This window comes from Streptomyces malachitofuscus, from assembly GCF_055571035.1.
This window is the reverse complement of record NZ_JBVIGA010000048.1, coordinates 22,355-34,071: the sequence shown is the minus strand read 5'-3', so window position 1 is coordinate 34,071 and position 11,717 is coordinate 22,355. Positions and strand designations below refer to the sequence as shown.

The following is an 11,717-nucleotide window of genomic DNA, read 5'->3' as shown; positions in this document are numbered from 1 at the left end:
ACTGCAGGGGGGACCCTGTGGGAGAGTAGGACGCCGCCGAACAATTGTTGGGAAAACCCCGCACCTTACCGGTGCGGGGTTTTCTGCGTTTCAGGGTGCCCAGGCCCCCAAGCCCCCACCCCCGCCCGGGCGTATTACAGACGTCCTGCCGCCTTGAGAGCCAGGTAGGCGTCCGCCAGTGCCGGCGCCAGCTCCTCCGGCGTTGCGTCCACGACCGTGACGCCATGACGGCGGAGGTTTTCCGCGGTGCGGTCGCGTTCCGCGTGGGCCTGGGACGCCGCCGCGGCCTCGTAGACGGCGTCGGCGTTGCCGCGTGCCTTCGCCATTCTGGCGGTGCGAGGATCCGCCACGGAAGCCAGGAGAACCGTGTGGCGTTGCGTGAGCTGGGCCAGGACGGGAAGCAGGCCCTCCTCGACGGGGGCGGCGTCGAGCGTCGTGAGCAGCACGATCAGGGAGCGTCGAGGTGCCGTACGGAGCGCCGTCGCCGTCAGTCCCCGGGCGTCGGTTTCGACGAGCTCGGGTTCGAGCGTGGCCATGGCGTTGACGAGGGAGGGGAGGACATCGCCGGCGGTGCGGCCCTGGACGAGGGCGCGCAGGCGACGGTCGTAGGCCAGCAGGTCGACACGGTCGCCCGCGCGGGAGGCGAGGGCTGCCAGGAGCAGTGCCGCGTCCATGGAGGCGTCCAGGCGGGGCGCGTCGTCGACTCGTCCCGCGGAGGTGCGGCCCGTGTCGAGGACGAGCAGGATGTGCCGGTCGCGTTCGGGACGCCAGGTGCGTACCGCGACCGCGGACTGGCGGGCGGTGGCGCGCCAGTCGATGGAACGGGTGTCGTCGCCGGGGACGTATTCGCGGAGGCTGTCGAACTCCGTACCCTCGCCCCGGGTCAGCACGCTGGTCCGGCCGTCCAGTTCGCGCAGGCGCGCCAGCTTGGACGGCAGGTGCTTGCGGCTGGTGAAGGGCGGCAGGACACGTACCGCCCAGGGAACCTTGTGTGAGCCCTGGCGGGCGAAGAGGCCGAGGGGGCCGTAGGAGCGGATCGTGACGCGGTCGGCGTGGCGGTCGCCGCGGCGAGTGGGACGTAGACGGGTGGTGAGGCGCCGGCGTTCCCCCGGGGGGATCAGCAGACGATGGCGGGAGGCCTCCACCTCCGAACCGGGCTGCCAGCTGCTCGGGGGCCAGGCGTCGCGAATCCGGGCGCGTAGCGGCCGGCGGAACGGGTTGGTGATCGTCAGGGTGACGTCGGCGGTGTCGCCCAGGCGCACGGAGGTGTCGCCGGAGCGGGTCAGGCCGAGGTGGCGTACCGGGGCGGCCAGGGCGAAGTCGCAGGCGCAGGCCACCGCGAGGGGTGCGTTGACGGCGAGGATCCCCGTCCAGCCGGGTTCCCAGATGCCGACGGGGAGGGAGCCGAGTGCCGCGAGCAGGGCGGCGCGTCCGGTGAGGGCCATCAGCGGGGCACGGGGACGTGGGAGAGGATCGCGTTGATGACCGAGTCGGTCGTGACGCCCTCCATCTCGGCCTCGGGGCGAAGCTGCACGCGGTGGCGGAGCGTGGGGAGGGCGAGGGCCTTCACGTCGTCGGGGATGACGTAGTCGCGGCCCGTCAGCCAGGCCCAGGCGCGGGCGGTGGCGAGGAGCGCGGTGGCGCCTCGGGGGGAGACGCCGAGTGTGAGGGACGGCGATTCGCGGGTGGCCCGGCAGATGTCGACGACGTACGCGGTGATCTCGGGGGAGACGGTGGTCGCGGCGACGGCGCGGCGGGCGGCTTCCAGGTCTGCGGCGGTGGCGACGGGGCGTACGCCGGCGGCGCGCAGGTCGCGCGGGTTGAAGCCCTCGGCATGGCGGGTGAGGACGTCGATCTCGTCCTGCCGGGAGGGGAGGGGGATGGTGAGCTTGAGGAGGAAGCGGTCGAGCTGTGCTTCGGGCAGGGGGTAGGTGCCCTCGTACTCGACGGGGTTCTGGGTCGCGGCGACCAGGAAGGGGTCAGGGAGGGGGCGGGGGGTGCCGTCCACGGTGACCTGGCGTTCCTCCATGGCTTCCAGCAGGGAGGACTGGGTCTTCGGGGGCGTGCGGTTGATCTCGTCCGCGAGGAGGAGGTTGGTGAAGACCGGGCCGGGCTGGAAGGAGAACTCGGCGGTGCGGGCGTCGTAGACCAGGGAGCCGGTGACGTCGCTCGGCATCAGGTCGGGGGTGAACTGGACGCGCTTGGTGTCGAGCTCCAGGGTGGCGGCGAGGGCGCGGACGAGGAGGGTCTTGGCGACGCCGGGGACGCCTTCGAGGAGGACGTGGCCGCGGCAGAGCAGGGCGACGACGAGACCGGTCACCGCGGGGTCCTGGCCGACCACGGCCTTGGCGATCTCGGCACGCAGGGCCTCCAGGGAGGCCCGGGCGGAGGCCGGGTCCCCGGTGTGCGCGGCGTTGTCAGTGGTCGGGTCCATCATGGACGGCGTACCTCTCTTTCGAGGGCGTCGAGTTGGTCGGCGAGCTTGATGAGTGCTGCGTCGTCGCCGGGGGGCGGGCCGAAGAGGAGGGCGTGCAGGGACTGTCCGTCGCCCTGGAGGTGGGCGGACAGGGCGGGGAGCAGGGCCTCGGGCGCGTGTGCCTGGGGGGCGGGAATGCCTACGAGGGGGGCGAGGCGGGTGCGTGTGGTGGAGCGGAGAGCGAGGGCGGCGCGGTCGCGGGCGTTCGCCTTGCGGTAGAGGCGGGCGCGGCCTTCGACGGTCTCGGAGGCGCGGATCGCCACGGGGAGTTTCTCGGGGACCAGGGGGCCGAGCCGGCGTGCCCGCCACAGGGCGGCCAGGGCCGCGGCGATGAAGAGTTGCAGGGTGCCCCACAGCCAGCCGGAGGGGAGCAGGTCGAAGAAGTCGCGCTCGCCCTCCTCGGAGGCGGCGGTGGTGTCGGCGAGCGAGGGGAGGTACCAGACCAGATGGGGGCGGGAGCCGAGGAGTTGCAGGGCGAGCGAGGCGTTGCCGTGCCGGTCCAGTTCCTCGTTGATGAGGATGTCGGGCGAGCCGAGGACGACGGTGTCGCCGTCCCCGGACGGCGCCGGGAGACGCAGCAGGGTGGCCAGGCGCTCGCTGGGGTAGCACTCGTCGGCGTCGAGGTGGGTGGTGGTGTAGCGGATGCCGCCCGTGTCGGCGGTGCCGGCGCGGCGGGCGGCGGGCAGTTCGCAGTCGGGGGCGAGGGTGGAGTCGAAGCTGGTGGCGGGGTCGGCGGTGACGCCGGGGGCGAGGCGTTCCACGGAGGAGCTGCCCGCGGAGACCAGGACGGTGCGGCCGCCGGACTGGACGAAGGCGGAGTGCAGCCGGGTCTGCTGGCTGGGGGTCAGCAGGTCGGGGATGGCCACCAGGAGGGTGGTGTCGGGGCCGGCCGCGTCGGCGGCCTCGTCGAGGGTGGCGACCACGCGGGTGTCCACGCCCCGGTCGGCCAGGAGTTCGGCGACGGCGCGGCTGCCGTAGGGGTCGGCGGAGCGGGGGTCGAGTTCGCCGTGGCGGGCGTCGGAGCGGACCACGGCGATCGCGACGGCCGCCGCGAGCAGCAGCACCAGCCCGAGGGCGATGCCTCGCCCGCGGGTCCACACCTGGCGGGCGGTGGGCGAGGCCGAGGTGGAGGGGAGCGTGACCTCGGTCGTCATCCGGCGGCTCCCTGGCGGGTGGTGGTGTCCGTGCTCCGGGTGCTGCTGCCGCTGCCGGCGAGCTGCGGCCTGGTGCGCTCCAGGTCGCGGTCGAGTTCGGCGATCCGCCGGTACGACTGCTGCGTCGCGGCCCTGCCGCCGTATGTCACGTCGTCGAAGTCGCGGGCGGCGGCGCGCAGGCCGTCGCTGTGGGCGGGCAGGGCGTGGCCGGCTTCCGCGGCGGCCTCGTCGGCGGTGCGCCCGGGGCGGGAGTCGAGCAGGGCCCGTTCCTCCAGGGCGCGGACGATGGCCCGCATGCGTTCCTGGACGGCTTGGTTCCAGTGGCCCTGTGCGGCGTGTGCCTCGGCGGCCGCGCGGTGTTCGGCGGCGCTGCGGGGGCGGTCGTCGAACAGGGCGGGGGCGGAGACGTGGCCGCGGCGGGGGGTGCCCAGGCGCCACCAGAGGGCGGTCAGGACGGCGATCACGGCCGCGACGATGACGACCAGACCGAGGGTGCCGCCGGGTGTCGCGGTGGAGGCGGCGTCGAACAGTTTGCCGATCCACTCCCAGAAGGCGTCGAGGGCCTGCTGGAACCAGCTGGGGTCGTTCTCGTGGTACATGCGTTTGGACAGCTCGCGCCGGGCCGCCTCCCGCGCGGGGTCGCGCGGGAGGGTGACGGGCGGCTCGTCGTCGCCGCGCAGCAGCAGGCGTACGGCCGTGTCGGCGGCCGTGGGCAGGGCCTGCGCCGTTGTGAGAACTCCCCCCGTGGCGGTCACTCCGTCAGCTCCCCGGGGTGGTGCCGGGGCCGTGGGCCTGGACGCCGGCGGCGCGGGCCAGTTCGAGGTCGAGTGCCTCGCGGCGGATGCGCTGGTCGACGTAGAGGAGCACGGTGACGCCGGCCGTGATCGGGAACGTGATCATGGCGCCGATGACGGAGCCGATGCCGCTGACGATGAGGAACGTCCAGCCGATGTCGCCGCCGGCGCTGTTGAGGAAGCCGGTGACGCCGTCCCCGCTGAGGGCCGAGGCAAGGAAGGTGAACGGGATGACGATGATCGACGCGACGACGTTGGCGATGATCGTCGCGAGCAGCTGGATGCCGAACACCCGCCACCAGGAGCCGCGGACCAGCTTGGCGGAGCGGGTCATCGCCTTCACGATGCCCTGCTTCTCCAGCATGAGCGTGGGCGAGGCCAGCGAGAAGCGGATCATCAGCCACAGGGCGAGCACGCCGGCGCAGATGAGGCCGAGGACGGTGAGTGCGATGCCGACCTCACCGCCCGCAGCCACGGACACGAGGAGGCCGGGGAGTGCGCCCACGGTGATGATGCCGGCGGTGATGAGCAGCAGCAGGCAGATCAGGCCGAACAGTTTGACGACCTGGGGGCGGGCGTCGCGCCAGGCGTCCGCGGTGGTGACCGGCTTGCCGAGCACCGCGCGGCTGGTGACGGTGGTGAGCAGGGCGGTGGCGGCGACCGTGCCGACCAGCGTGACCAGGAAGACCACGCCGGAGTTGAACAGGGCGTCGCCCATGGCGTCGGTCAGTTCGCCGAGTGTGGCGCTGGGGTCGTTGAGGGCCTCGGTGCTGGAGTTGTCGAGGACCAGGCCCTGGAGCAGGACGACGACGATCTCGGTGAAGACGGCGACGGTCAGGGCGATGCCGAGGACGGTGCGCCAGTAGGTGCGCATGGTGGAGACGGCGCCGTCGAGGATCTCGCCCACGCCGAGGGGGCGGAGCGGGATGACACCGGGCTTGGCCGCGGGTGGGGGGCCTCCCCAGCCGCCTCCCCAGGAACCGTGACCTCCGGGTCCGCCGCCGTAGCCGCCGGGGCCACCGGGGGGCGGGGCGCCCCAGCCCGGGCCGCCGGGCGGCGGGGGCGCCTGGCCCGGGCCCGTGGGGCCGGCACCGCCGGTGGGGGCGGACCACTGTCCGGCCGGTGGCTGGTCCTTGGACCACTTCACGCCCTGGTCCTGGGGGGCCTGGCCCGGCTGCCGGGGCTGGTCGGCGGGCTGCTCGGGGCCTGGGCGGCCGGCGGGCCCGGCAGGTCCGGACGTACCCGTTTCCTGCCCTTCGGACGGGGCGGATCCGGGCGATGCCCAGCCCGGAGTGTCGTTCATCGTCGCTCCTTCACGGTGCCCGTCCGCGGTCGCGGCGGCAGCTTGGCAGCCATCGTGCCATGGGGTGGTCATCAAGGGACCTGCCGAGGTGAGGGCTGTGTACCTTCAATTGTCGGTGCGACAGGGGGCAGACTGGCCGCATGGCTGATCAGTACGCGCACAGCGGCGACAACAAGCGGCCGGCCGAGATCCCGGCACTGCGCTGGGAAGAGCCACCCGAAGGCCCCGTCCTGGTCCTGCTCGACCAGACACGGCTGCCGGCCGAGGAGGTCGAGCTCGTCTGTACGGACGCGCCCGCGCTGGTGGAGGCGATCCGCTCGCTCGCCGTGCGGGGTGCCCCGCTGCTGGGCATCGCGGGCGCCTACGGCGTCGCGCTCGCGGCCGTGCGGGGCTTCGACGTGGACGACGCGGCGGCGGCGCTGGAGAGCGCCCGGCCCACCGCGGTGAACCTCGCCGTCGGGGTGCGCCGGGCGCACTCCGCGCACCGTGCGGTACTCGCTCGGGGCGGCGATTCCCGGCAGGCGGCCGGGGCCGCGCTGGCCGCGGCGCAGCAGCTGCACCGGGAGGACGCAGAGGCCAGCACCCGGATGGCCGGGCACGGGCTGGCGCTGCTGGACGAGCTGCTGCCCGGCGGCGGGCACCGGATCCTCACGCACTGCAACACCGGCGCGCTGGTGTCGGGCGGTGAGGGGACGGCGTTCGCGGTGGCGCTGGCGGCGCACCGCGCGGGGCGGCTCAGGCGCCTGTGGGTGGACGAAACGCGTCCGTTGCTGCAAGGTGCTCGGCTGACGGCGTACGAGGCGGCTCGCAACGGTATGGCGTACACGCTGCTCACCGACAACGCGGCGGGATCGCTGTTCGCGGCGGGCGAGGTGGACGCGGTGCTCATCGGGGCGGACCGCATCGCGGCCGACGGTTCGGTGGCGAACAAGGTGGGGAGCTATCCGCTCGCGGTGCTCGCGCGGTACCACCATGTGCCGTTCATCGTGGTGGCGCCGGTGACGACGGTGGATCTGCAGACGCCGGACGGGTCGTCGATCGAGGTGGAGCAGCGCCCCGGTCATGAAGTGACGGAGGTCACAGCACCGCAGGTGCCGGTGGCCGGAACGGAAGCGGGAGGCGGTATTCCGGTGGCACCCCTGGGGACCCAGGCCTACAACCCGGCGTTCGACGTGACACCGCCGGAGCTGGTGACGGCGATCGTCACCGAGGAAGGCGCTGTTTCGCCCGTGACGAGCGAGGCTCTGGCAGCGTTGTGTGCCAGGTCACGCCAGGTAACGATTAGCTAATGGGATGATGTCGTTTATGAAGGGACGAGTCCTTGTCGTCGACGACGACAGCGCACTGGCCGAGATGCTCGGCATCGTGCTGCGCGGTGAAGGTTTTGAGCCGTCTTTCGTAGCCGACGGCGACAAGGCGCTGGCCGCCTTCCGTGAGACCAAACCCGATCTCGTGCTCCTGGACCTGATGCTGCCCGGGCGGGACGGCATCGAGGTGTGCCGCCTGATCAGGGCGGAGTCCGGGGTGCCGATCGTGATGCTCACGGCGAAGAGTGACACCGTCGATGTCGTGGTGGGCCTGGAGTCCGGGGCCGACGACTACATCGTGAAGCCGTTCAAGCCCAAGGAGCTGGTGGCCCGTATCCGGGCGCGGCTGCGCAGGTCGGAGGAGCCGGCGCCGGAGCAGCTCGCCATCGGCGATCTGGTGATCGACGTGGCCGGGCACTCCGTGAAGCGGGAGGGGCAGTCCATCGCGCTGACGCCGCTGGAGTTCGACCTGCTGGTCGCGCTGGCGCGCAAGCCGTGGCAGGTGTTCACGCGTGAGGTGCTGCTGGAGCAGGTCTGGGGCTACCGTCACGCGGCGGACACCCGGCTGGTGAACGTGCATGTGCAGCGGCTGCGCTCCAAGGTCGAGAAGGACCCGGAGAAGCCGGAGATCGTGGTGACCGTCCGTGGTGTCGGATACAAGGCAGGACCGAGCTGACATGTCCGGTGACAGTGCCGCTTCGGCGCCCGGCCGGTCCGGGGGCCGTCCGGGGCGGCCTGTCGGCCGGAAGGTGACGGGCGCCGGCTGGGGCCGTCTGTTCGAGGGCGGCTTGCTCGAGGGCGGCGTCCAGGGCAGCCCGGTCATCCGGCTGTTCATGCGCTGGGTGCGCCGGCCGCTGCTGCCCGTCATGCGGCTGTGGCGGCGCAACATCCAGCTCAAGGTGGTCGTCACCACCCTGCTGATGTCCCTGGGCGTGGTCCTGCTGCTGGGCTTCGTCGTCATCGGCCAGGTGCGCAACGGTCTGCTGGACGCGAAGGTGAAGGCGTCGCAGAGCCAGGCCACCGGCGGTTTCGCCGTGGCCAAACAGCAGGCCGACGAGGACGTGAGCGTCACGGGCGACGAGGACACCGCGCCTGACGGCCGACCCTCGCAGAGCGTCATCCAGTGGATGAGTGATCTCGTGGCCTCGCTCTCCAGCGGTGGTCAGGGCGCCTTCGACGTGGTCACCCTGCCCGCGGGCGGCGAGAGCGGCAGCGGGCGCGGACCGCGGGCCTCCGGTGAGGTCAATCCGACGGTCAGCGTGCCCGCGGACCTGCGGGAGCGGATCGACTCCAGCACAGCGGCCGCCCAGAGCTACACCCGTGTCGTCTACAACGACGACAAGGAGCCCCAGCCCGCCCTGGTCATCGGCAAGCAGGTCAACGACCCCAACGGCGATCCGTACCAGCTCTACTACCTCTTCCCGCTCACCCAGGAGGAGAAGTCGCTGAGCCTGGTCAAGACCACGCTGGCGACCGCCGGGCTGTTCGTGGTCGTGCTCCTCGGGGCGATCGCCTGGCTCGTCGTGCGCCAGGTCGTCACCCCCGTACGGATGGCGGCCGGGATCGCCGAGCGGCTGTCCGCCGGCCGGCTGCAGGAACGGATGAAGGTCACCGGCGAGGACGACATCGCGCGCCTGGGCGAGGCCTTCAACAAGATGGCGCAGAACCTCCAGCTGAAGATCAGCCAGCTCGAGGACCTGTCGCGGATGCAGCGCCGCTTCGTGTCGGACGTGTCGCACGAGCTGCGGACGCCGCTGACGACCGTGCGGATGGCGGCGGACGTCATCCATGAGGCGCGCGAGGACTTCGACCCGGTGACCGCGCGGTCGGCCGAGTTGCTCGCCGACCAGCTGGACCGTTTCGAGTCGCTGCTCGCCGACCTGCTCGAGATCAGCCGCTTCGACGCGGGCGCGGCGGCGCTGGATGCGGAACCGATCGACCTGCGCGAGGTCGTACGGCGGGTGGTCAGCGGGGCGGAGCCGCTCGCCGAGCGCAAGGGCACGCACATCAGGATCGTCGGCGACCAGCAGCCCGTCGTCGCCGAGGCCGACGCGCGCCGCGTGGAGCGCGTGCTGCGCAACCTCGTCGTCAACGCGGTGGAGCACGGCGAGGGCAAGGACGTCGTGGTCAAACTGGCCGCGGCCGGCGGCGCCGTCGCGGTGGCCGTCCGCGACTACGGCGTCGGGCTCAAGCCCGGTGAGGCGACCCGGGTCTTCAGCCGCTTCTGGCGGGCCGACCCGGCACGCGCGCGGACCACCGGCGGTACGGGGCTGGGGCTGTCCATCGCCCTGGAGGACGCGCGGCTGCACGGCGGCTGGCTGCAGGCATGGGGCGAAGCGGGCGGCGGTTCGCAGTTCCGGCTGACGCTGCCCAGGACCGCGGACGAGCCGCTGCGGGGGTCTCCGATACCCCTGGAGCCGAAGGACTCGCGGCGCAACCGCGGGCTCGACGACGCCGGTCTGCCGCGCGGCGGGGACGGCGAGAAGAGCGCCACGGTGCCGGTGCGGCAGCCGGGCACCGACGGCGCGGCCAGGGACCCGTTCCCCCTGCCGCCCACGGCCGTGACCCCCACGGCCGACCCCACGGCGCTGCCCGGCAACGGCGCGCGCGTGGTGGCACGGTCCGGGAGTGCCTCCGGAAGTACGCGCATGACGCCCGGCGCGCTGGGCGAGGGCCCCGCGCCGCTCGGCGGGGGCGAGGACGACGCGGCCGCGCGGCGGCCGGCGGAGGATACCGGGGGCCCGGAGGGGACGGCCGGGAGCGAGAGGACCGGCAGGGACGGTGCGACGCGTGGTGCGGAGAGGGACGGGGAGGCTTCGCGTGGGCGGTGAGCGCGTTGGGCGCGGCCGGGGGTCATCGGTGCGGAGGGTGGCATACGCCGCCGGCGGGGTCGTCCTGCTGGCAGGGTGCGCCTCGATGCCCGACAGCGGAGGCCTGCGGGGCGTCGAGTCCACACCGCGGCAGGAGGCCCAGGTACGGGTGTTCGCCATGCCGCCGAGCGAGGACGCCACTCCCACGCAGATCGTCCAGGGCTTCCTGGAGGCGCTGACCAGCGACGACCCCGAGTACAGGACCGCGCGCCAGTATCTGACCCGGGAGGCGTCGGAGACCTGGCAGCCGGAGCTGTCCACCACCGTGCTGGCGAACGGTCCCGGCGCCCACGCCGACCGCCCGGCCCGGGAGGACACCGGGGCCCTCTCCTACACCCTGACCGGCACCCAGGTCGCCACCGTGGACGCGGAGCAGGCGTACACGCCCGCCTCCGGGCCCTACAGCAAGATCGTCCATCTCACCAAGGACGAGAAGAGCGGCCAGTGGCGCATCGACGCGGTGCCGCAGGGCGTGGTGATGGGCAAGTCGGACTTCCAGCGCAACTACATGTCCGTCAGCAAGTACTACTTCGCCTCGAACAACGCGGAGACCGCTGCCACGGACCTGCCCATGGCGGTCGCCGACCCGGTCTATGTGCGCAGGAACGTCGACCCCACGACCCGGATGGTGCGCTCCCTCATCGGCGGGCCCACGACCTGGCTGGACCCGGTCGTCCGGTCGAGCTTCCCCACCGGGGCGGCGCTGCGCAAGGGCGCCGGCCCCCTGACGCCGGACGACCGGGGCAGGCTCGTCGTGCCGCTCAACGACAGGGCGGCCGAGGTCGGCACCGGCCGCTGCGAGGAAATGGCGGCGCAACTGCTGTTCACGCTGCGCGGTCTCAGCCCCGCGGTGGAGGAGGTCGAGCTGCGGGCCGACGGGGGGCAGCTGTGCCTGCTCGCCCAGGACGGTGCCGAGACCGTGGCCACCCGGGGCGCGCTGAACGAGCCCCACTATCTGTACTTCGTCGACGAGGAGCGCCGGCTCGTGCGGATCGCCGCGGGCACCAGCGACACCGACCCGGACCCGGTGCCCGGGGCGCTGGGCGACGGCGAGAAGGCGCTGCGCTCGGTGGCGGTCGCACGGGACGAGCGCACCGCGGCGGGAGTGGGCATCGACGGCAAGGCGCTGTTCGTCGCCTCGCTGGTGTCGGGCAGTTCCCTCGGGGACCCCGTGCTGCGCAGCGAGGGCAAGACCGAGCAGGACAGGCTGACCCCGCCCAGCTGGGACGCCCAGGGGGGACTGTGGGTGGCCGACCGCGACCCCGCGGACCCGCGGCTGTACCTGCTGGAGAAGGGCGCGGGTGAGCCGCTGGAGGTGCGGACGCCGGGGCTGGACGGCCGGGTGCGGGCGGTCCGGGTGGCCGCCGACGGGGTGCGGATCGCGCTTGTCGTGGAGAAGGGCGACCGGCTGTCCCTGCAGGTCGGCCGGATCGAACGGAGCCGGCCGGACGGCGGGCCGGACGAGCGCCCGACGGTGACCGTGCTGGAGCTGCGCGAGGCCACGCCCGAGCTGGAGCAGGTCACGGCCATGTCGTGGGCCGGGGACAGCCGCCTCGTGGTGGTGGGGCGCGAGCAGGGGGGTGTGGAGCAGATGAAGTACGTCGACGTCGACGGCTCCACGCCGGACGTGCCGCTGCCCGCCGCCCTGACCGGCGTCAAGGCCGTCACCGCCTCCGAGGACGAACTGGCACCGCTCGTGGCGTACTCCGTCGACGGGATCGTACGGCTGCCCTCGGGGGCCCAGTGGCAGAAGGTGACGGAGGGGACGGCACCGGTCTATCCGGGGTGAGCCGGTCCCGCCCGGCCCGGTCCC

At 73.2% G+C, this 11,717-nt stretch carries 9 protein-coding genes; 4 read left to right on the top strand and 5 right to left on the bottom strand.

Annotated elements, in window-relative coordinates; all coding sequences use genetic code 11:
- Positions 1-134 precede the first annotated feature (134 nt).
- The 5 genes from ACZ44S_RS38110 to ACZ44S_RS38090 are packed head-to-tail and all read right to left on the bottom strand — an operon-like array spanning position 135 to position 5,727.
- Positions 135-1,445 (bottom strand): DUF58 domain-containing protein, encoded by a 1,311-nt coding sequence (locus ACZ44S_RS38110; protein ID WP_466937898.1) that lies wholly within the window; start codon positions 1,443-1,445, stop codon positions 135-137.
- Positions 1,445-2,434 carry an AAA family ATPase gene (locus ACZ44S_RS38105; RefSeq protein WP_466937900.1) on the bottom strand — a complete coding sequence of 330 codons (990 nt, stop codon included), beginning with the start codon at positions 2,432-2,434 and terminating at the stop codon, positions 1,445-1,447. Before ACZ44S_RS38105 ends, ACZ44S_RS38110 begins: the two co-directional genes overlap by 1 nt.
- Positions 2,434-3,630 carry a DUF4350 domain-containing protein gene (locus ACZ44S_RS38100; protein WP_466937895.1) on the bottom strand — a complete coding sequence of 399 codons (1,197 nt, stop codon included), beginning with the start codon at positions 3,628-3,630 and terminating at the stop codon, positions 2,434-2,436. Before ACZ44S_RS38100 ends, ACZ44S_RS38105 begins: the two co-directional genes overlap by 1 nt.
- Positions 3,627-4,385, bottom strand: a complete 759-nt coding sequence (locus tag ACZ44S_RS38095) for a DUF4129 domain-containing protein (RefSeq protein ID WP_466937892.1) — start codon at positions 4,383-4,385, stop codon at positions 3,627-3,629. Before ACZ44S_RS38095 ends, ACZ44S_RS38100 begins: the two co-directional genes overlap by 4 nt.
- Positions 4,386-4,389: 4 nt before the next feature.
- The gene (locus ACZ44S_RS38090) at positions 4,390-5,727 is read right to left on the bottom strand and encodes a DUF7847 domain-containing protein (RefSeq protein WP_466937890.1); all 1,338 of its coding nucleotides are present in this window, start codon (positions 5,725-5,727) and stop codon (positions 4,390-4,392) included.
- A gap of 140 nt (positions 5,728-5,867) precedes the next feature.
- On the opposite strand from ACZ44S_RS38090, the gene mtnA reads away from it, so the two are divergent.
- Genes mtnA through ACZ44S_RS38070 form a run of 4 tightly spaced genes read left to right on the top strand, consistent with a single transcriptional unit; the run spans position 5,868 to position 11,693 of the window.
- A complete protein-coding gene (mtnA, locus tag ACZ44S_RS38085) occupies positions 5,868-7,016 on the top strand; it encodes an S-methyl-5-thioribose-1-phosphate isomerase (RefSeq protein ID WP_466937888.1) in 1,149 nt (382 codons plus the stop codon).
- Between the two features lie 4 nt (positions 7,017-7,020).
- On the top strand, positions 7,021-7,710 hold the full coding sequence (gene mtrA / locus ACZ44S_RS38080; RefSeq protein WP_391967244.1) for a two-component system response regulator MtrA: 690 nt from the start codon (positions 7,021-7,023) through the stop codon (positions 7,708-7,710).
- A gap of 1 nt (position 7,711) precedes the next feature.
- Positions 7,712-9,865: an MtrAB system histidine kinase MtrB gene (mtrB, locus tag ACZ44S_RS38075; RefSeq protein ID WP_466937885.1), complete on the top strand. Its 2,154-nt coding sequence runs from the start codon at positions 7,712-7,714 to the stop codon at positions 9,863-9,865.
- Positions 9,855-11,693: an LpqB family beta-propeller domain-containing protein gene (locus ACZ44S_RS38070; protein WP_466937882.1), complete on the top strand. Its 1,839-nt coding sequence runs from the start codon at positions 9,855-9,857 to the stop codon at positions 11,691-11,693. The genes mtrB and ACZ44S_RS38070 overlap by 11 nt, the downstream gene beginning before the upstream one ends.
- Positions 11,694-11,717: the final 24 nt, after the last annotated feature.

Coding starts and splice junctions, on each gene's coding strand:
- ACZ44S_RS38110 (WP_466937898.1), bottom strand. CDS start 1,445: ATGGCCCTCACCGGACGCGCCGCCCTGCTCGCGGCACTCGGCTCCCTC.
- ACZ44S_RS38105 (WP_466937900.1), bottom strand. CDS start 2,434: ATGGACCCGACCACTGACAACGCCGCGCACACCGGGGACCCGGCCTCC.
- ACZ44S_RS38100 (WP_466937895.1), bottom strand. CDS start 3,630: ATGACGACCGAGGTCACGCTCCCCTCCACCTCGGCCTCGCCCACCGCC.
- ACZ44S_RS38090 (WP_466937890.1), bottom strand. CDS start 5,727: ATGAACGACACTCCGGGCTGGGCATCGCCCGGATCCGCCCCGTCCGAA.
- mtnA (WP_466937888.1), top strand. CDS start 5,868: ATGGCTGATCAGTACGCGCACAGCGGCGACAACAAGCGGCCGGCCGAG.
- mtrA (WP_391967244.1), top strand. CDS start 7,021: ATGATGTCGTTTATGAAGGGACGAGTCCTTGTCGTCGACGACGACAGC.
- mtrB (WP_466937885.1), top strand. CDS start 7,712: ATGTCCGGTGACAGTGCCGCTTCGGCGCCCGGCCGGTCCGGGGGCCGT.